At 38.1% G+C, this 19,903-nt stretch carries 21 protein-coding genes, 1 tRNA gene, 5 pseudogenes and 1 riboswitch; of the genes and pseudogenes, 16 read left to right on the forward strand and 11 right to left on the reverse strand.

Going from position 1 to position 19,903, the window contains the following annotated elements; translation table 11 throughout:
- Positions 1–79 precede the first annotated feature (79 nt).
- A complete protein-coding gene (locus tag BAMF_RS26930) occupies positions 80–334 on the forward strand; it encodes a hypothetical protein (protein ID WP_013351862.1) in 255 nt (84 codons plus the stop codon).
- A 125-nt stretch (positions 335–459) separates the two neighbouring features.
- A complete protein-coding gene (gene bla / locus BAMF_RS26935) occupies positions 460–1,152 on the forward strand; it encodes a subclass B1 metallo-beta-lactamase (RefSeq protein ID WP_373419503.1) in 693 nt (230 codons plus the stop codon).
- Positions 1,153–1,188: 36 nt separating this feature from the next.
- Here the strand turns inward: bla and BAMF_RS26940 are convergent, their stop codons facing one another.
- The 6 genes from BAMF_RS26940 to BAMF_RS26965 form a co-directional block, all read right to left on the reverse strand.
- Positions 1,189–1,911: an ABC transporter permease gene (locus BAMF_RS26940; RefSeq protein ID WP_013351864.1), complete on the reverse strand. Its 723-nt coding sequence runs from the start codon at positions 1,909–1,911 to the stop codon at positions 1,189–1,191.
- A complete protein-coding gene (locus BAMF_RS26945; protein ID WP_013351865.1) occupies positions 1,904–2,641 on the reverse strand; it encodes an ABC transporter ATP-binding protein in 738 nt (245 codons plus the stop codon). Before BAMF_RS26945 ends, BAMF_RS26940 begins: the two co-directional genes overlap by 8 nt.
- Positions 2,642–2,875, reverse strand: coding sequence for an AbrB/MazE/SpoVT family DNA-binding domain-containing protein (locus BAMF_RS26950; protein ID WP_013351866.1), 234 nt, complete (start codon positions 2,873–2,875; stop codon positions 2,642–2,644).
- 157 nt (positions 2,876–3,032) lie between these two features.
- On the reverse strand, positions 3,033–3,464 hold the full coding sequence (locus tag BAMF_RS26955) for a GNAT family N-acetyltransferase (protein WP_013351867.1): 432 nt from the start codon (positions 3,462–3,464) through the stop codon (positions 3,033–3,035).
- A gap of 4 nt (positions 3,465–3,468) precedes the next feature.
- Positions 3,469–3,984, reverse strand: a complete 516-nt coding sequence (locus BAMF_RS26960; protein ID WP_013351868.1) for a YjcG family protein — start codon at positions 3,982–3,984, stop codon at positions 3,469–3,471.
- Between the two features lie 25 nt (positions 3,985–4,009).
- Complete coding sequence (locus tag BAMF_RS26965; protein WP_013351869.1) at positions 4,010–4,732, reverse strand: esterase family protein; 723 nt, start codon at positions 4,730–4,732, stop codon at positions 4,010–4,012.
- A 174-nt stretch (positions 4,733–4,906) separates the two neighbouring features.
- A riboswitch (SAM riboswitch) is annotated at positions 4,907–5,032 on the forward strand.
- 69 nt (positions 5,033–5,101) lie between these two features.
- Between BAMF_RS26965 and BAMF_RS26970 the strand changes: the two genes are divergently transcribed.
- The 3 genes from BAMF_RS26970 (at position 5,102) to BAMF_RS26980 (ending at position 7,602) form a co-directional block, all read left to right on the forward strand.
- Positions 5,102–6,223 (forward strand): methionine biosynthesis PLP-dependent protein, encoded by a 1,122-nt coding sequence (locus BAMF_RS26970; RefSeq protein WP_013351870.1) that lies wholly within the window; start codon positions 5,102–5,104, stop codon positions 6,221–6,223.
- Positions 6,216–7,391: a cystathionine beta-lyase gene (gene metC, locus BAMF_RS26975; protein ID WP_013351871.1), complete on the forward strand. Its 1,176-nt coding sequence runs from the start codon at positions 6,216–6,218 to the stop codon at positions 7,389–7,391. The genes BAMF_RS26970 and metC overlap by 8 nt, the downstream gene beginning before the upstream one ends.
- A gap of 138 nt (positions 7,392–7,529) precedes the next feature.
- Positions 7,530–7,602 (forward strand) — tRNA-Val (locus BAMF_RS26980).
- A 309-nt stretch (positions 7,603–7,911) separates the two neighbouring features.
- Here the strand turns inward: BAMF_RS26980 and BAMF_RS26985 are convergent.
- Entirely contained in the window at positions 7,912–8,247 is a 336-nt protein-coding gene (locus tag BAMF_RS26985; protein ID WP_013351872.1) for a hypothetical protein, read from the reverse strand.
- Between the two features lie 21 nt (positions 8,248–8,268).
- Positions 8,269–8,799: pseudogene (locus BAMF_RS26990) on the reverse strand (EndoU domain-containing protein); the annotation flags it as partial.
- Between the two features lie 97 nt (positions 8,800–8,896).
- On the opposite strand from BAMF_RS26990, the pseudogene BAMF_RS42310 reads away from it, so the two are divergent.
- The 7 genes and pseudogenes from BAMF_RS42310 to BAMF_RS27020 all read left to right on the forward strand — a co-directional run.
- Positions 8,897–9,015: pseudogene (locus BAMF_RS42310) on the forward strand (lipase family protein); the annotation flags it as partial.
- 214 nt (positions 9,016–9,229) lie between these two features.
- The gene (locus BAMF_RS26995; RefSeq protein WP_014470527.1) at positions 9,230–9,484 is read left to right on the forward strand and encodes a SunI/YnzG family protein; all 255 of its coding nucleotides are present in this window, start codon (positions 9,230–9,232) and stop codon (positions 9,482–9,484) included.
- Positions 9,485–9,533: 49 nt separating this feature from the next.
- Positions 9,534–10,091 carry an SMI1/KNR4 family protein gene (locus tag BAMF_RS27000; protein WP_013351874.1) on the forward strand — a complete coding sequence of 186 codons (558 nt, stop codon included), beginning with the start codon at positions 9,534–9,536 and terminating at the stop codon, positions 10,089–10,091.
- Positions 10,092–10,163: 72 nt separating this feature from the next.
- On the forward strand, positions 10,164–11,108 hold the full coding sequence (locus BAMF_RS27005; RefSeq protein ID WP_014470525.1) for a ketopantoate reductase family protein: 945 nt from the start codon (positions 10,164–10,166) through the stop codon (positions 11,106–11,108).
- Between the two features lie 309 nt (positions 11,109–11,417).
- A complete protein-coding gene (locus BAMF_RS27010) occupies positions 11,418–11,639 on the forward strand; it encodes an SMI1/KNR4 family protein (protein WP_014470524.1) in 222 nt (73 codons plus the stop codon).
- A gap of 124 nt (positions 11,640–11,763) precedes the next feature.
- Positions 11,764–12,225: a GNAT family N-acetyltransferase gene (locus BAMF_RS27015; RefSeq protein WP_013351877.1), complete on the forward strand. Its 462-nt coding sequence runs from the start codon at positions 11,764–11,766 to the stop codon at positions 12,223–12,225.
- Positions 12,226–12,428: 203 nt separating this feature from the next.
- Entirely contained in the window at positions 12,429–12,764 is a 336-nt protein-coding gene (locus tag BAMF_RS27020; RefSeq protein ID WP_013351878.1) for a hypothetical protein, read from the forward strand.
- Between the two features lie 283 nt (positions 12,765–13,047).
- On the opposite strand, the gene BAMF_RS41210 is transcribed toward BAMF_RS27020, so the two are convergent.
- On the reverse strand, positions 13,048–13,128 hold the full coding sequence (locus BAMF_RS41210; protein ID WP_127721184.1) for a putative holin-like toxin: 81 nt from the start codon (positions 13,126–13,128) through the stop codon (positions 13,048–13,050).
- Positions 13,129–13,561: 433 nt separating this feature from the next.
- Here BAMF_RS41210 and BAMF_RS41815 point away from each other — a divergent pair.
- Positions 13,562–17,145: pseudogene (locus BAMF_RS41815) on the forward strand (YobI family P-loop NTPase).
- A 135-nt stretch (positions 17,146–17,280) separates the two neighbouring features.
- Here BAMF_RS41815 and BAMF_RS27035 read toward each other — a convergent pair.
- Positions 17,281–17,430 (reverse strand): annotated as a pseudogene (locus tag BAMF_RS27035) (phage coat protein); the annotation flags it as partial.
- Between the two features lie 168 nt (positions 17,431–17,598).
- On the opposite strand from BAMF_RS27035, the gene BAMF_RS27040 reads away from it, so the two are divergent.
- Positions 17,599–17,928 (forward strand): YolD-like family protein, encoded by a 330-nt coding sequence (locus tag BAMF_RS27040; protein WP_013351883.1) that lies wholly within the window; start codon positions 17,599–17,601, stop codon positions 17,926–17,928.
- Positions 17,921–18,208: pseudogene (locus BAMF_RS27045) on the forward strand (Y-family DNA polymerase); the annotation flags it as partial. The gene BAMF_RS27040 and the pseudogene BAMF_RS27045, both read left to right, overlap by 8 nt.
- Positions 18,209–18,962: 754 nt before the next feature.
- Here BAMF_RS27045 and BAMF_RS27050 read toward each other — a convergent pair.
- Positions 18,963–19,238 carry an LCI fold-containing protein gene (locus BAMF_RS27050; RefSeq protein ID WP_013351885.1) on the reverse strand — a complete coding sequence of 92 codons (276 nt, stop codon included), beginning with the start codon at positions 19,236–19,238 and terminating at the stop codon, positions 18,963–18,965.
- A 450-nt stretch (positions 19,239–19,688) separates the two neighbouring features.
- On the opposite strand from BAMF_RS27050, the gene BAMF_RS27055 reads away from it, so the two are divergent.
- Positions 19,689–19,898 carry a hypothetical protein gene (locus tag BAMF_RS27055; RefSeq protein WP_014470521.1) on the forward strand — a complete coding sequence of 70 codons (210 nt, stop codon included), beginning with the start codon at positions 19,689–19,691 and terminating at the stop codon, positions 19,896–19,898.
- Positions 19,899–19,903: the final 5 nt, after the last annotated feature.

The following is a 19,903-nucleotide window of genomic DNA, read 5'->3' on the forward strand; positions in this document are numbered from 1 at the left end:
ACAAAGAATATCATAACAAAAGAACCGCGTTTCAAAAAGTAAGATTAAGGGAAATGAAAAGCGAAGGGGAGGGGTACATATGATTTATGCAGGACGGATTCAAAACCAGCAATACACTCAATACGCAAACCGGTCAGCGGGTTATAAGCCTGATTACGCCGGCGTTACGAAAGCGGCCGCCCTCGCCAATGACAGGGTGTACAGAGAGGTGGAGCGCCGTCAGGAAAACACCGCAGCCGCAGCAAAGAAAGTCAATGAGGAAAAACGTAAGCGCTCTCTTTCCCGCCTCCCGCAAATCATGGGAAAAGGCCGATTGATTAATCAATGCGTGTAAAAAAGCCCGGAAATATCCGGGCTTTTTTCGAGTCGTATATATGAAAGAAGAAAGGAATGATTTAATTGAGAAGATTTACATTATTCATCGCAGGGCTGTTTCTATTGGGCCTCTTTACAGCCGGGATGAAACCGGCACACGCGGCAGAGGGCTCCGAATTAAAAGGTGTCACGCTCACACAGCTGGCGCCGCATGTCTGGATGCATACAAGCACAGGTATGGCAGACGGGAGACCCGTCCCTGCGAACGGATTGCTTCTTGATACTTCCAAAGGAATCGTGTTGATCGACACTCCGTGGAATGACAGTCTTACAGAGCAATTAATGACACAAATAAACCAGCAGTTTCCCGGCAAAAGGATGACCGATGCCATTGTGACACACGCCCATGATGATCGGATAGGCGGGCTGAACACCCTGTACAAATACGGTGTAAAGGTGCACAGCACGAAGCTGACAGCCGACTTCGCCCGAAAGCAGGGATATGCCCGGCCGCTCGGAGATTTAAAAAACGTGGCAAAGCTGCAATTTGGCGATATGGAAATGGAAACGTTTTATCCGGGAAAAGGGCATACGGAAGACAATATCACCGTCTGGCTGCCTCAGGATAAGCTCTTATTCGGCGGATGCTTAATCAAGTCTTTAGAAACAAAGGAAATCGTGCCTACTCCGGGTTTTTATCCGGATCAGTGGCCGCGCGCTGTTCAGAAAGTGATGAAAAGATACCAAGACATAAGCATTGTCGTCCCGGGGCATGGCAGCCCGGGGGATGGCCGTCTGCTGCCGCATACGATAAGCCTTCTGAAAGAAAATAAATAAAGAAGACCGGCGCTCCCGTTACGGAGTGCCGGTTTTTTATCTCTTCCTGATTTTCATCAAACTAAGGAAAGCAAGCGCAAGCGCCAAAACGGCATATCCCCCTATCGGCCAAATATGCTGTTGGAATGAAGAATAATCTCCGGATATGACTTCCTGAGCCAGTTCGATCGAGTGAATAAACGGTAAGGCATAAGCTATATGTTTGAACGTCTCACCAAGCAGACTGACATCCATCCAAGCCCCGCCGAGAAATTGAACAAGGGTAATATAAATAGTACCGATACCTGAAATTTGTTTGTCCGTAAACACAGCTCCTAAACATAAACCGAAGAAAACGGACATCATCGCAATCGGCAGCAGCACGGCGATACCCGCGAGAAGATTGATCCATTCGGCGGATAAGCCGGCAGCAGCAGCTGCGATAAAACAAATGACGATTTGTAATATGGCTAAAGGCAGCATTGGCAAAGCATAACCGATGACATAATCGGCTGTTTTTAAAGGAGAAGCAAACAAACGGGTCAGAAGGGCGGTCTGTTTGTCTTTTGCGATCAGCAATGCAGAGAACATCGTGAGGAAAGCAAAACCGAAAACAATAAGTCCGGGTGCTAAATGCTGAACTTTAAAAGTGTCAAGCGGCGCATTTTTCTCAATCGTAGTAAACAGAAACAATAGAATAACAGGCAGAGCGATTCCAAGGATGATAGATAGGGGATCACGAAAAATTTCTTTGCGGTTGCGTATGGCGAAATCAAGCATAAAGCCCCGCCTCCCCGTCACAAATCGCTAAAAAGGCATCTTCAAATGTGGCTGAATGAGTTTGCTTTTTCAGGTCCTCAGCCGTACCCAGTGCTTTTAATGTCCCATTTTCTAAAATGCAAATACGGTCTGCCAGGGCTTCAGCTTCTTCTAGATAGTGTGTCGTTAAAATGATCGTCATGTCTCCCTTTAATGACTCAAGATTTTTCCACAACTCGCGGCGTGAACGGACGTCCAGACCTAATGTCGGCTCATCTAAGAAATAAATATCCGGTTTTGTAATCATTCCCATTGCGATGCTGAGCCGGCGCTGCATTCCGCCTGATAACGTTTTTGTTTTTTCTCTTTCTTTTTCTTTTAATTGAAACAATTCGAGCATCTCATCCGTTCTTTTTTTTCCTTCTTTTTTCGGAATTCCGTAGACTCCGGCTATAAACTCTAAGTTTTCCCGTACGGTTAAATTAGGGGCGATGGCTGTTTCCTGCGGAGACATATTCATTTTCGGTTTTATTTTATCCAAATCAGTCAAAATGCTGTGACCAAGCACTGATGCATCACCTTCATCTGGAGAAAGGAGGCCGCAAAGCATCCGGATTAATGTCGTTTTTCCGGCTCCGTTCTCTCCGAGTAAAGCGAAAAATTCTCCTTTTTCAATTGAAAATTCAAGTCGGTCAACAGCGGCGGTTTCTTTATAATGTTTAGTTAATTGCTTCAGCTCAATCGCGTGCATTTACTCATCCTCGCCATCTGTATTGATTTGCTTTGCGTTTAAGATATCTTTTGCAAATTCGAAAAAGAGTTCTTGTTTAACAAGTGCGATGCCCTGCTGGTCATCCCCGAGCATAAGCAGTGAGTCCCCGGGCTTTATATCAAAAACGTCTCTTGCTTCTTTAGGAATGACAATCTGTCCTTTTGTGCCCACTTTCACAGTCCCGAATATATGCTTCCCTTTTGGTGCTGTCATGTTTAAACATCCCATATGAATTGTATTTTTTGTATGAATTGTAATACTTCGCATACTAAACATACAATTAAATTCCATAAAATTCAATAAAATTCTTGAAAAAGTATAATTTTCATAAAAAAACACTCCTGTCATATCAACAGGAGTGTTTTTGATTTTATAGTTTTTGTTTCTTTACCATTTCCAGATGGGGAATGCCCGCATCTAGAAATTCTTCGCCAGACGTGACTCGGTATCCTTGTTTTTCGTAAAACGGAACCGCCTGTGTCTGCGCATGTAAGATAAAGCTGTCGGCGCCCTTGGCTTCCGCCGCTTTTTCAAGCGCCCGCATAATGATGGCGCCTACACCGAGAGAGCGATGGCTTTTCATCACGCAGATGCGCTCTAATTTTCCATGACCGTCTTTCAAGCGCCATCTGCCGGCTCCGACCGGCTGGCCGCCGTCATATACGACAATATGCTCTGACGTGTCTTCGAATTGATCAATTTCTTCTTCTTCCGGAACGTGCTGCTCTTTAACAAAGACCTCTTTTCTGACGAAAAAAGCGTCGTTCAGCTGTTTTTCCGTTTTTGCAATGATGGCTTCCAAACAGTTATTCTCCCTTGCCTAATAAAAATGTTTCGTACACAGTCCATGAGCCGTTATCCAGCTGGTAGAGCAAGTGAAAACGGTCGATGACTTCTTCGTGGGAAATGTCCAGCATTTTCAGCTGCCCGAGTACGTCGGAATGTTCATCTGACGACAGCTTCTGGCCGACTGTGACATGCGGAACGAAGCTGTATTCCGGCTCTCCGGATAATGCTCCTGAGTAGCATTTCTCACTCAGCGTTTTTAATTCCTCCGTCGGCTCCGCTTTCATGTATATCACATTATTTACAGGAGAAAACGAGCTGTATTTTGTGATTTTCAGAACGAGCGGGTGCGACTCTTTCGCCGTCTGTCTCAGCTGTGATACGACCTGCTCGATTTCCTGTTCTGTCGCTTCAAACGGATCTCTTACCGTCAGGTGCGGCGGTATGAGCGCGTAGCTCGGGTCGTAGCGTTTCCGGTACGAATTTGCGAGATCCTGTAATTTTTTTGATGGAAATAAAACAATACCGTATTTCATGAAAGTTCCCTCCTTAAATGAATGGTTACAGCATTTTTTTCAGCGCCGGCGTTATGAGCGGCTGCCAGTAAGTCCACTTATGATCCCCGTCGAAGGTTTCATACGTGTATTCAGACTGTTTGCTTTCCAGCAGCTGTTTGAGCTCTTCGTTCGGCGCGGTGAAATCAAGAACCTGGCCGTCCGTTGTGTGAACGTCGGTTTCTTTTTCTCCGATTTGATGATAAACGGAAATCTGTTTGAGATCCTCCGACTCCCGGACGGCATCCAGGACGTGCCCGTCAACATACGGAGACTGCATGATGACGTTTCCGAACATGTTCGGATAGTCAATCGCCGTCATGAGCGAAACGGTTCCGCCGAGGGAATCCCCGATCATCGTGCGGCCGTATCCGACTTGATAAGTCGGGTATTCTTTGTCGATAAAAGGAACGAGCTCATTTGCGATAAACCGTTTATATGAGGCGAACTTAGAGCCTTCGGGATGGTATGTGTCTCTTCGCTCCCGCACATTTTTATAGGGGACGCCGATAATGATGCAGCGGTCAATTTCCCCCTTTGACATGAGCTCTTCCGCCTGCCGCCCGATTTTCCCTAATCTGAAGTAATCATGGCCGTCCTGGGCGATGACCGTATGATATTTATACAGGGGGGAGTAGGTGTTTGGCAGGTAGACCAGAACGGTCATTTCTTCTTCAAGCTCACGGGAGAAAAGTTTTTTCTCATGAATGATTCCGTTTTTCGGTGCCACTTCGCATTCCTCCAGGCCGCTTCTTGTCTTAATGGTTTTTCCCTATTGTACCATGAATTATTAGAAATTTCTTTCTTCAGATGCACTTCTTGAGAGAGTTCAGAAAATCAAAAAGTTGTTGAAATTCATTTTATAGTGAGTTAATATAGAACAATCAGAAAATACAAAACAATATTCTTATCACGAGAGGTGGAGGGACTGGCCCTTTGAAACCTCAGCAACCGGTTTGCTTTGCCGCAGGAAGGCAAAGTGCCAAGGTGCTAAATCCAGCAAGCGATTCACATGCTTGGAAGATAAGAGGAAGAGAAAAGCTCCTTCTTCTTATGAAGAGGGAGCTTTTTTATTTTTGAAAAAGGATGGTGCCTGCTGATGATGCAGCATGTTGAAACAAAATTAGCCCAAATCGGAAATAGAAGCGAAGAAGCAACGGGAACGGTCAGTCCGCCGATTTATCTGTCCACCGCTTACCGCCATAGAGGAATAGGAGAATCTACAGGCTTTGATTACGTGCGCACGAAAAACCCGACTCGCCAGCTCGTTGAAGACGCCATCGCCGTGTTGGAGAACGGTGCGAGAGGCTTTGCTTTCAGCTCGGGAATGGCAGCCATTCAAACCATTATGGCTTTATTTAAAAGCGGGGATGAATTGATTGTATCCTCCGATTTATACGGAGGCACTTACCGTTTGTTTGAAAATGAGTGGAGAAAATACGGGTTAAGCTTTATTTATGATGATTTCAGTGATGAAGACTGTTTACGCTCCAAAATAACGGAAAACACGAAAGCTGTATTTGTTGAAACGCCGACAAATCCGTTAATGCAGGAGGCGGACATAGAAAAAATCGCTCGGAATACGAAAGAAGCCGGCCTGCTTTTGATTGTGGATAATACGTTTTACACCCCGGTGCTCCAGCGTCCGCTTGAACTGGGAGCCGACATCGTCATTCACAGCGCCACAAAATATTTAGCCGGGCACAATGATCTCCTTGCCGGTCTGGCTGTCGTAAAGGATGAAGAGCTCGGCGACGTCATGTTTAATCACCAAAATGCGATCGGCGCCGTTCTCCCGCCGTTCGATTCGTGGCTTTTAATGAGAGGGATGAAAACACTCGGACTCAGGATGCGCCGTCATGAAGAAAACGCCCGTGAACTTGCGGAATTTTTAGAAAAAGAAGAGGAAATCGCCGATGTGTTATATCCCGGAAAAGGCGGAATGCTGTCTTTCCGGCTGCAAAAAGAGGAATGGGTCAATCCGTTTTTAAAGGCGCTGAAAACGATCTGTTTTGCAGAAAGTCTCGGAGGGGTGGAAAGCTTTATTACATACCCCGCGACACAGACGCACATGGACATTCCGGAAGATATCCGCATCGCAAACGGCGTCTGCAACCGTCTGCTGAGATTTTCAGTGGGAATTGAATATGCAGAAGATTTGAAGCGGGATGTAAAGCAGGCATTACAGCAAGTAAGAGAGGGGGCCGTGTCGCATGAGTAATCACAATTGGACGCTGGAAACCAAGCTTGTGCACAATCCATTTAAAACAGACGCAGCCACCGGAGCCGTCAGCGTGCCGATCCAGCATGCTTCCACATTCCATCAGTCATCATTTGAGGAGTTCGGGACATATGATTACAGCCGTTCCGGCACACCGACAAGAACAGCGCTTGAAGAAACAATTGCGGGTCTTGAAGGCGGAACGAGAGGTTTTGCTTTCAGCTCCGGAATGGCTGCGATTTCGACGGCATTTCTGCTCTTATCCCAAGGCGACCATGTGCTCGTCACGGAGGATGTTTACGGCGGAACATTCCGAATGGTGACTGAGGTGCTGTCCCGCTTCGGAATCGAACACACCTTTGTCGATATGACGGACACAGAAGCGGTCGCCTGCGCCATCCGGCCGAATACGAAAGCCATCTATATGGAAACACCGTCAAATCCGACGCTCGGCATAACGGATATTAAGGCCGTCGTCCAACTGGCAAAGGATCACGGCTGTCTGACATACCTTGACAATACATTTATGACGCCTGCGCTGCAGCGTCCGCTTGACCTCGGCGTAGACATCGTGCTTCACAGCGCGACGAAATTTTTAAGCGGGCACAGTGACGTCCTGTCAGGGCTTGCCGCCGTAAAGGATGAAGAGCTCGGCAATCAGCTGTATAAGCTGCAAAACTCGTTTGGAGCGGTGCTTGGCGTTCAGGACTGCTGGCTCGTATTGAGAGGATTAAAAACATTACAGGTAAGACTGGAAAAAGCGAGCCGGACGGCTGAACGGCTGGCTGCCTACTTTCACGGGCATCCCGCCGTCAAAAACGTTTACTATCCGGGGCTTGCCGGACACCCGGGAGCCGACACTCATAAACGGCAAGCGAGCGGAGCGGGCGCCGTTCTGTCCTTTGAACTGGAAAGCAAAGAAGCCGTCAAAAAGCTGGTCGAAAACGTATCGCTTCCTGTATTCGCCGTCAGCCTCGGCGCCGTCGAATCCATTCTCTCATACCCTGCTGCCATGTCGCATGCCGCCATGCCGAAAGCAGAGAGGGAGAAACGCGGCATCACAGACGGCCTCCTGCGCCTGAGCGTCGGAGTCGAAAACGCCGAAGATTTGGAACGCGATTTCGAGCAGGCGCTGAAAAAAATCGCCCCCGCCGGAGTGAGATCATAAACGAAAAGGGTGACGCCAAATTTGCGCGGCGCCCTTTTTTTATTTTTGATAAAAAAAGTGTTGACGAACGGATAACCAGGATATATAATTATAAATGTCAGAGAGACAACAACATACCCAGCAACACATACATATCATGATTCCGTAGCTCAGCTGGGAGAGCGCTACCTTGACAGGGTAGAGGTCGCTGGTTCGAGCCCAGTCGGAATCATAGCCGAAACCCTTGCGTAGCAAGGGTTTTTTACTTTGTTTATTTATTGATTTTGTCATCATTCATCGAATTGGGGACGAAATTATTTTTTTGAGCTGAATTTGAATAATTCGCTGTATAATGCAAGGTTCTTTGTCGCCAGCCTGATGTTGATGGGATCTCGGACTGAAGACAGTCTATCCTATTGAAAACATAGATAAAGTCCATCTCTTATGAGAAAGGCCTTAATATCTTGGTCTCTGGGAAATTTAAATACCGGCTCAATAAAGGTTAAGAACCAAATTTCACCGCGTAGAATAATGAATGTACTTAACCTTTAAATATCTCAGGAATTTTGTTTCTCCATATTAATAATAGCTCTTTAAATTGGTCTGTTTCTATTGAGTTTTTATAAGGGTCGTCGATCAAAAAAGGGTTTTCAACATCGGTAACATCTTTTTTTATCAATACACTTATCCCATTTAAATCAATTTCAAAATCCTCATGTATCCCATTTAAAACATTCTGAATGTATTCTATATACTCATCAGTTTGTTCTATTGTTGTAATATTTTCAATGAAGTCAGAGAAAAGACTGATTTCTTCTGGTAAAACTATTTTTATATCACCAAATGGATCTTTATCAAACTTGTATAAATATTTCATGTGCTCTGGTCACCTTTAAGATTATTTTTTATATAACGGATATGCTGTTGCTATTGTTCCGTCATTATTTAAATACATTTCAATTTTAATTCCTGTTGAAGTGATTCCTCTATACTTATTTGAACGTACTTGTTTTCTGGTATGATAAGCTTCGTCAATTGCTTTTAATACGTCAGCGCGGTTCCATTCTCTTGGAAAGAAACTTGAATCCGCTATTTTTTTTACAGACTCGACTTCAACTTTCGCCATATATACTCCATTTTTGTCAGGCTTCTTTTCTGTACCTGGTATAATCTTTCCGCCCATCATACTTTCATGGTGGTAGCCAACTGCTTTACCGCGTTTATTAATTTCTCCATGATAAATATGTTTCATTGTACCTGTGGTATACTTGCTATTTCCTGTACTAAAATTTGAAGTCACAGACTTGCTGAGCACACTCTCTTTTTGACCTTCAATAATATTTTTCAATAAAGGAGTATTCTTCACATTGTGAGTATTTTCAATATCCTGCGCTATTCCGGCAAGTGCGGGTTCATACTTATTTTTCGAATCTTAAAACCCCAGTATTGAAGTCTATATCCTTGAAACGTATACCTAAAATTTCACCTTGTCTAAGCCCGAAAGAAATCGCTAACCAAAATTCAGAGGAGCGGTTGCGGAATATGCCGGCGTAAACAATAATATATACAGTGTCGCTTTTAATAATCCATCTTTTATGCATATCATAAGGCGATTATTAATCCTGATGATATGGTGGATTCAGGGTGATTTTTAGAGTATGAGTGGCCAATACCTAATAACCATTTCTTCAATGTAATTCCTCCAAATTGTTTGTTCTGTCTCTATATCGGACAAACCTTCCTAATTATAAAAAAAAACCAAATATTATAAATTGAAGTTTGCTCAACATGTTAATATCAAGGAAAAGTCTAATATGTTAAAATTTAACTGACCGTATAGTTGAAAGGAGAATGCAATTTTGCTTGGGATTAAAGTTAAAAAATCTGATGGAAAGTTAATTATCAATTGGCAACTATCTAAAATTGAAATTCCAATCAAAGAAATCAACGGTGTATTTCTGGATCCGAACTATGGAGGACAAGAGAAAAGTGCAGTAAGGATAGGGTTTCCTTATGGCTCTACGGATAGGATAGTAATTAAAACAGCAAAAAACACTTATATTTTGTTTACTTCTAATGCTGCTTCAATTATGAATAAAATTGTTACTGATTAACAAATTCGTATTCTCGGTGTTTTATTCTGAAAATATGGGGGCGATTTTATTGACTAACTTTGTCCATAAGACTATAAACGGTTTGAAAAGTCTTTTAGATGAAAAAGGAGCCATTAAATTGTTTTGTTCTGAAGGATATATTATAGAGGGCCTTGTGACTTTTTCTCCGACCAAAGCCTCTCTTAATGAAATCCAAAACTTTCAGTCGAATCATAAATTCACACTTCCTGAGGATTATCTGAAGTTTATTTCTCAGCATAATGGTGCGAAAATTTTCGAAATTCTTGCAGAGGGTGAGAATATTGGTGGAGGACTTCATCTATTCAGCCTTGAAGATATAGAAGAAGAACTAAAGTATGAGGATTTGTTTGAAGGTATCAATGGAATACCTATTGGCTATTTGTTGGAAGAATGTCATTTAATGATCGACAAGGATAGAGTGAATCATGGTGAGCCTAACTATCTATTTATATTTGAAAGTGGTTCAGAATATAATCCATTAAATTTAAACTTTGAAATATTTTTAGACCGATATATTATGTCGAACGGGGATGCTTTTTGGGACTGGAAATACTATACAGCTAAAAATTATTACAGAACGAGATAAAACCATTTTCTGTTAATCAGTTAATAAGGCTATGGTGAAATTTAGATGAGAATAAGTGGAAAGGGGACGGAGATGAAAGTATTGGTTTATGGTGCTGGTGTTTTGGGAAGTTATCTTGCCCACTCATTATTACGAGGAGGAAACAATGTTTCCATTTTAGCTAGAGGGAGGCGGTATGAACAATTGAAAGAAGATGGAATTGTTATTCGACATCGTTTCCAACGAAAAAATACTGTCGATGCAGTAAATGTAATTGATAAACTACAACCTGAAGAACACTACGATCTCATATTTGTGGTGATGAAATACAATCAATTTTCATCGGTTCTCCCGATTCTAGCTGAAAATATAAGTAACAATATTGTGATTGTTGGGAATAACGCTGATGCTGCAAATATGCAAACATTCCTAAATAAAAATAGCAAAGTTAAAAAAAATATTGCGTTTGGTTTTCAAATTAGTGGGGGGAGGAGGGAAGAAAATGGTCGTGTTATTTTTATTCGGGGGGGAGGACAAATGGTAATCGGTAGCTTAGACGGTGACTTATCATTTAAATCTATATTAGAGAAGGCTTTTAAGGAAGCGAAACATAAACTAAGTTTTAATGAAAATATTGATGGTTGGCTTAAAAGTCACTTCATACCGATTATTGCTATGAACTCAATCCATTATATCAATAACTTTGACTTTAAAAAAATAGCGAAGGATAAGAATGCATTAATGCAGATGATTTCTGTAATGGATGAGGGGTTTATGGTTTTAGAAAAACTGGGATATCGAATTGACCCAGCATTTCAACTGAATATGGTTCGTAACCATCGAAATTTTGTCTACCACGGTTTGAGAATATTTCACAAACTTCAGATGGCTAAATTTTTTGAGTGCTCCTTTAGCGAGATTATAGCCTTATATGAAACATTTGATGAATTGAAAAAGGAAGCGAATATATCAACTCCAAATTTGGACGACCTTCAAAAACGATCAACTTCTAAGTATAGAGATGAGGTCAATCGTTAGTAATTCTCTTATAAAATGTATATCTACCAAATTACTCTTATAAATTCAATATAATATCACGATTGTGAAATAAAACGTAAACCACCGTCCTGTTTTGGATGGGCAACGCTTCAAGCAATGAATCAGAAAGCAAAAGAAAAATTTAAGCATTTGAAAACGAATTAAACATAAACCTTGATGAGGTGTACAAAGATTTTGTAATAAGATATGGTGGAAGCACGATACAAGCTGACAATGTGTTATTCCCACTCTTAAAATCCTTTAGCCAGCAATAATCTTTTAAGACTGGGGTTGTTTTACGGATTTGGCGTGGATGATAAAGACTTTGATGTTAAATCAATGACAGTAGCTTATGAAGAACAAATGCCAGACTGGATTATTCCGATTGCTGATGCTGACGGAGGAGATCAAATTTGTCTGGGTGTGAAAGAAGAAGCAACAGGAAAGGTTTATTTTTTGGATCATGAAATGACAGATGGAGTGAAAGACACATTTTTGGTCGCTAATTCTTTTTCTGACTTCATGGTTTGATTATTGAAGAAGATGATGGGATATTTAGATGATGATTACTAAACAGTTAAACAAAAGTATTGCAAAGGTAAGCTCTCAGAAAGAGAGCTTTTTTCTTAAATAATTTTAAAAAGGGAGAGAGGCTATGGATTCGTACCAAATAAAGAAATTAAAACCCGAAGACTACAATAAGTGTGGCAATATTTGGGATGTGGAAAAGAAAAAGAAAATGGCTAAGATGTTTTACGACGAATTAGTAAGCGGAAACAGAATTACTTTTATTTATTCAGTGAATGACGAGTTTATAGGAGAAGGATCATTAGTTTTTCAAAAAAATGACCCAGATTATACTATTCCAGATAAACGCATTTATCTATCTCGTATGATTGTTAAAGAAGGATATCGAAATCGTGGGATAGGCGGTATTATTGTTGATTATTTGATTGATTATGCAAAACACCTTGGATATGAGGAAATAACACTCGGTGTAGATACAGATAACTTAAACGCAAGACATCTATATGAAAAGAAGGGCTTTACAACCGTTTTATTTCTTGGCGAAGACGAATATGGTGAATATGTAAAACTCCTAAAAAAATTAAAATAGAATTCCCGTGAATGTATGAGAGGTTACTCTCGCAAACGGTGATTGACGGTAAACTTATGCTAATCTATTTAGATCGTTTTTAAGATACGGATTAGCATTTATCCTCTCAAAACCAACCCGTAATGAATAAGATACTGTTGGTAAGGAATTATTTTTCCATTTATTGTATTTTGTGGTAATCTTGAAATGAAAAGGAGGAGACAATGAAAAAGAAATTAATTGGAGTCTTGGTTATTGTTTGTTCTGTGATCATGTATAGCATAGTTTCACATCCTCTTAAAAATCAAAGATCCACTGAGGAAGTATTAGAAAGTGCATGGGATGAATTTGGCTTATTTAGCTTTGGAATTGGAGAAACAGACCCAGTCATATCAATTGGGATGGATAAAACAAAAAGTGAAGAAGAATTACGGCGCTATTTAAACGACAACTTATCCGATGAAGATAAAGAAAAATATGAAGTTAAGATTATTAAAGAGGATATTAATGTTTTAGAAAGACAACATGAAAAGTATTTGGAAAGTAATAAAGCACATTGATACATTAAAGATACTTATCGAGTCCAAATAAAATAATAGTTTTATCCATAAAACAAAAGTTTTGCAAATTATTTCAATGGTTTCGCTTAATGTGTTATAATCAGAACTGTAAGACATTTGATTGGTTGCGTATTTCTTTCTTAAAAAATGCATAAAATAAAAGAAGACCAGGGGTGCGCCAACACCCACAGGTCATTGTTTGTACTAAAGCTGCCCACAAAAGGGCTTGCTCAGATCTACCGAATAGACCATCCCTTAAACTTTTCCAGGGCTCAAGGGAGGTCTATTTTTTTATATAGGTCAACAATGCAATTATAAATGACCCAAATCCAAGCATGAGTACTAATACTTGAAAAGTTGACATTGGCCTCACCTCCTCTGTTTGAGACATGGAGGTGAGCAAGACTCCCTTGAGTGAGCATGCTTTAATGTACAGGAAATATTATACTATACATAAAATGCCCTTGTCGTTAAAAATTCACAATAAATTGACAATAAAAAAAGAACCTGCATTTTGCAAGTTCTTTTTTTATGTTAATGGTCATTTTAAGAGACTTAATTTTTAAGATGGTTTAAACTCAAAGAGAGATTTAATTACATACTTAATTAAACACATATTTTGCCTCTCATGTTACAATTTAAAATATGAAAGTCAATTGTAGAGATAGAACTAAGGTCAGTTAAAGATACCATGTAATTAATTTTCATCTCGACTGGCATTTGCAACTTGCTAATTTAATAATCTAAAAATTGCATAGAAAGGAAATATTTTTTTGGGGAAATTCAAACAAAAAATTATGAACTGGTTACAGAAACTTCAGATTAAATTAGATGAATCCAATGTTAAGGCAGAGAGTCTCTTTGAAGATCTTACTCCTAGCAATGATGTTGATACTGATGGGAAATATTCAGAAGCACTAAGTTGGGGGTTAAAAAATAAAAAAGTGAAAAATATCGCACTGACTGGCCCTTATGGATCTGGAAAAAGTAGCATATTAAATACCTATCAGGAACAACATAGTAAGGAATATAGTTTCTTAAATATATCCTTAGCTACATTCCACACAGATAACAATGATGTGGAAAATAAATTAGAGAAAAGCATCCTGCAACAAATGATATACCGGGTACAAGACCGAACCCTTCCTTTCTCAAGGTTTAAAAGAATTAAGCATATAAGAACGAAGAGTATAATCCTAAAATTGATTTCCTTTTTTACATTCATTATAGTTGGTACATACCTTATTAATCCTGATGTACTTAAAGACATATATGCTGAGACATTAATTTCAAGGAGTCTTGGTGGTGGAGATCGGCAACAAATAATACTAACTACATTATTAACACTTTTTTTTATAATATATCCTTTATTTGTATGTAAAAGAATTTATCATTTTGTTCACGCTAACTTAAAACTAAATAAGGTGACAATTGCTAACGCAACGTTAGAAAAGAATTCAGGAGAAGAGAGCTCCTCAATATTTGATAAATATTTAGATGAAATATTGTATTTTTTTGAAGCCTCCAAATATAATGTTGTAATTTTTGAAGATTTAGATCGCTTTGATATTATCGATATTTTTGAAAAACTGAGGGAATTGAATGAACTTATAAATAATTCAGAACAAATAGATAGACGTGTGGTTTTTATATATGCGATAAAAGATGATATTTTTGGAGATGTAGATTCAGATAAGTTAACTAAAGACCGTACGAAATTTTTTGATTTTATAATCCCAGTAATACCTATTATTAATGCATCTAATTCAGGAGATTTGCTTAAAAAGAAAATAAAATATTCACCTTACTCGGAATTGGTAAACGATTATTTTCTAGAAGATGTAACAATTTACATTGATGACATGAGAGTATTAAAGAATATTTTTAATGAATTTGTAATATACCAACAAAAATTAAGTGCTATTGATCTTGATGCTAACAAATTGTTGGCAATGATAATCTACAAGAATATTTATCCCGTGGATTTTTCTAAATTACAATATAATAAAGGGTTGGTATATGAACTCTTTCAAAAAAACAACGCATAATTAAGGAACAAATTAACTTAATTGATGCAAAAATACAACAAATAGAGATGACAATAGCGAGTGCAGAAGTTGAACCATTAAAATCAATTGCTGAATTAAATTTTATATACTGGGCGAATTAGGGATATCAAATTTGAATTCACCTAATAGTTATTATATTCAGATAGATGGCGAGCGATTTAGAAGCAACACAGCTAATACAGATCAATTTTTTGAAAAGTTGAAAAATTCCGATACTGTCCATTGTTATTTAAGAGACAAGAATGGTACAGCGACAATTAAAGATATTGCAACCGTTTTCAATAGGAAACCAAACTATTTTGAAAGAGAAGAAGCCGTTAGAGTTATAGAGCAAAATAAAATCCAAGAGCTAAAAAAAGAACTATCACAATTAAAAAAAGAAAAACAAGAAATAAGTGTACAATCTTTACAAACACTAATTGCTAAAAGCAAATCGAAAACCGTTTTTTCGGATGAAATCTACGAGAAAAAGTTACTTGTTTACTTGTTGCGCCATGGATATATTGATGAATTGTATAACCATTATATTACTTATTTTTATCCGGAAAATTTGAGCCTATCCGATATTCAATTTGTATTTAGTATTAAAAACCATGAATCACTACCTTTTGAATATCCATTAGAGAATAAAACTAAAATTATGAAGAAGCTTGCTGGTGATGAATTTAAGCAAGTAGAGGTACTCAACTATGATCTTTTGAATTATATAATGGAACATCCTGATTATCAAAGTTGTTATGACCATATAATTGAACAATTGGTAAATGGAAGAGGAGCATCTCTTACCTTCATAGATGGTTTTAAAGAAAGAGCGACAATAAAAGCTACATTTATTCAATCGATATCTAATAAGTGGGATGATTTTTGGAATTATATTGAACATAAATCCGATTATACAGAAAAAAAATGAATACTTGGCAGATATACTCGCATATGTTGATACTGATGATATTATCCGAATGGATAAAGAGTCAGCTATATCTTGTAAATTATCAAAGCACTCCGATTTTCTTGCGCTAGTACCTGAAGAAAGGAAAACGAAAGAACTACTTATAAAACTTTCAGTTAAATTTAAACGTTTGGAGCATATACTAAACTCAGAAACAATATACGACTTTGTTGTTCAACATAATCTGTACGAAATCAATACCAATAATTTATCGGTTATTTTAAATAATACTCCCAGTGTAACGTATGCTGCAGTTAAAAATTCTGGTCAACAGGCTGTCATTGATTACGTAAATGAAAATATTGCAGTATTTGTTAAAAAAGTTCTACTTACTGAGGAAACTGAGGAACCAGAGGAAAGTGTACTGGAACTATTAAATTGGGAAGGGCTAGATGTGGAAGTTAAACATTCAATTATCATGAAAAAAAGTTTTACCATCTCGAATATCGGTGAATTACCTAAAGAATTGTGGCCTATAGTGATTCAAGAAAATAAAATGATTGCAGACTGGTCAAATGTTATTACATCTTATATCGAGTACAACAAAACAATTCCGAACTTCCTGACAGATTTCCTAAATGATCCAGATAATTGGCGTGTGCTTTCTGAGAGTAATATAGAGGCACTTAATGATAGATTTGACGAAGTGATTTTAGAAGATATTTCAGAAGAAATCGTTAATAGTAGAGATATAACAGACAAAACATTCGAGATGTTGATTCCTAGCATCCACTCTTGGGATCACTTTCCGTTCGGAAATGTCACTGAAACAAGAGCAAAATTAATGATTGAGAATGATTTGTTATCTCTAACATTCGAAAATTTTAAAGAGTTAAAATTAAATTTCGATGCACTTCATACTCGACTTGTTGTAAGAAATTCTGATGAGTTTATTAAAAAACAAGGAGATTTTCCGCTTGATGCAAATGATGTAAAGCAACTCATAGATAGCAAAGACTTTTCTCAATTTAACAAAGAATACTTTGTACAGCAGTTAAAATCTAACTTTATGACAGATGGAAATAAAGACATCCTTGAAGATACAATTTATTTCATTAATGAGCATAACCTGAAAATAACCAATGATCTACTTGACTTTTTACTTGAATCACCCGCAACAATGGATACTAGGTTATCATTGCTAACGGGACAAATAAAGTATATCGATAATGATTTAATTACTGAATATTTAACTAAAATGGGGAAACCTTACTCCGAAATAGTTGAAAAAGGTAGGCGAATAAAGATCTTAAATAATAGAACTAATAAAGCGTTGGCAACTGCATTAAAGTCGAAAAACTATGTATCCTCTGTTAAAGAAGAAAGCGGAAAGAAATTACGCGTGAATACTAAAAAAAAATAAAGAATAATTAATGTTCATTAGGAGTAATCTATATATCCATCGAAGCATTTTTAAAAATTACCCTATAATTTAATACATTATAGGGTAGCTTTGAAATAGGAGCGAATTAACGTCCAGTTTAATTGCTGGGCGTTTTCACTTATCAAATTTGTTTTTTTGAAAATATTTTCGATGATCTTCTCTGAACAAATGATCCTCCTCATCTGTGAATATATAAATCTTATATTTTTCCTTTGCTTCTCTAGACAGATTTTCTTTTAAATATTCATGGAGCTTTGCTTCATTCACCTTCATATTCTCTTTGTACGAAAAGAAATTCTCCTATGTAATATTACATATATCATTGAACTTTATACTTTATTTCCAACAACTACATCGAACTATTGTTCTTATTTATATTGAATAAAGAACGTTTGTTCTGTTAATGTTAGATCGATAAAGGAGTGATTCAAAATGCTTAGAGATCGAGGAACAATCAATTGGACTTCCATGATGCTTCCAGAATATTTAACGCAACTAAAACATGACTTGTTGGATGTTTCGAAAATGGAGCCATCTTTAGATGAACAACAAATTGAGGAGATTGACATCTTGGTTTCTGAAGCAATGGCACTGAATAAAGAACTAAAGTTTAAGCTCTTTAAAGAAGGGGTTGCTGAGGATTTAATCGGTACAGTTCAATATCTCAATTACGAACAACACAAATTACACATAAAAGATCATCACGATCAAATCGTATACATCACCATGAATGACATCATAGGAGTTGCTTACAATGATTGATTACTCACAGTTTCCACGTAAAAATATACTTTGTGTAGATATGAAATCCTTTTATGCTTCGGTTTCAGCTGTAACAATGGGATTGAATCCAATGACATGTTATCTCGCTGTAGTCGGAAACACGGATAGACAGGGAAGTGTTGTCTTAGCAGCGTCTCCTGCACTTAAAAAAGATTATGGAATCAAGACTGGCTCCCGGTTATTTGAGATTCCAGATGATCCAAGAATTCACATAGTAAATCCGCAAATGAAACTTTTCATCAGAGTTTCAACTGATGTTGGTTGGAGTAGGGGTAGGAATCGTGACAGATTTCCAGTTAGAATTTTAGAAGCGTCTTGCACAAATCGAACCCAATCTGATGGATTGTTAGTGAAGTATCTATGACAATCTTTCCACCCAACAACCTGATGGTGAGTCCAAAGGTTTTCGTGTGTCAGGCCGTATTTTTTCAAGAGGGAGCAAGCTAGCTCTAATGTTTTTTCATATGTTGCGCCTGAGGCTTACCTGTCATATCGTTTTGGCCCATTTCAATCCCGATAGTACAGTTATTCGAATACGAGCTAAGATTTCGTAGCGCACTTTGAGAATAAACATTTGAACCAACATGATAAGCCATTTCATTGTTTGGCGCAGAATTTAAATGTTGAATTAAAGAATGTTATTAAGATATTTAGTTAGTCAGAAGGGAGAAGACAAGTGAATCCATTTACTTCAAGATCAGAGCAGAAGGAATACGAGTAAGCCTATTACGGGGGCTATTGTAATAAGGTCAGAATCCTTGGTTTAAATCCAATTCCATTTCACTTGTTTCAGGACATTTTGAAAAAATGCAACGATTTCACCAAAACAAAGAAGGAAAGAATGAGATTTTTAATTAAGGCAACAGAATCACAATAAAAGGATTTTTTTATTCAGAGAGGACTGGGCAAAATAATCAATAATAAAACGCTATAGTAAGTTCATATTTTAATATTACTCGAAGAAGTGGTTTTTGAAGTTAAAAAAGGGAGCTAGAAGCCCCCAATTGCAATCTTTATAATCGTACACCTTCGTAATGACCAATCCAATGGCCTTCCGAGACTTTTGTAATACCTTTTAAATACCAGCGGATTCCGTCTCGATCAAATGTGTTGGCAAAAATACCTGTAGTGCTAGGTAGATCCCAAGTGATAGCTTGAGCTTTAAAATCATCACTTGCAACATTTGCTATTTCTTGATCCGTGCTTGCGCTTGCAGCGAACGCAGGAGATCCTGAAACAAGTAAACCAACCGATAATGCAACACCTGTTAATACTTTTTTGTAACTCATGTAAATCCCCCATTTCATATATTTTTTCTTGCAATTCCATTATATGGTTTAAGTTATTAGAGAAATAGCGAAGTTATTACCATATATATGGAATTTTTGTGTCAACTAATGTCATTTGAATGCGAATATTAAGATGTTTTAAGAATTATTACTTTTGAAATTTGTAAGGGGAGTTATGGTAGTTGCAATATATAATAAGAATCTATAGAAATTTTTGATTTTCACTTTAGATCACATGGTAAACAGATAGAGGAAATGCTTTGCCTTAAAGACAATCTTCTTATTTCAGCTGAGCAATTATAGTGAATTTATTGAGAATTGAAAGAAGGCGAAATCAAAAAGGTTGTGATAGACCCGGAAACTGTACTAGAGATGGATTAGAGTGTGGCTGAAGATGGAATAAATATAAACAAATAGAGAATAAAAATACAATAAATGGAGGTTATTTAGATGATTAAGACAAATCTACTTAGCAACCACGTTGATGAGGTTATTGGTGAATATTACGCTGCCAAAGGATATTCAGTTCATAGCGTTGACCGCCAGGCAAATGGACAACTGATTGTTGTTACGGAACGAGTAGCAAAAGAGCAGGAACCGGTAAAAGTTGATATCGCATTTGAACATAAAAGATCGCATAGAAAGAAGCATTTAGCATAAAAAAG

The sequence above is a fragment of the Bacillus amyloliquefaciens DSM 7 = ATCC 23350 genome, assembly GCF_000196735.1.
In the GTDB taxonomy this organism is placed as follows: domain Bacteria; phylum Bacillota; class Bacilli; order Bacillales; family Bacillaceae; genus Bacillus; species Bacillus amyloliquefaciens.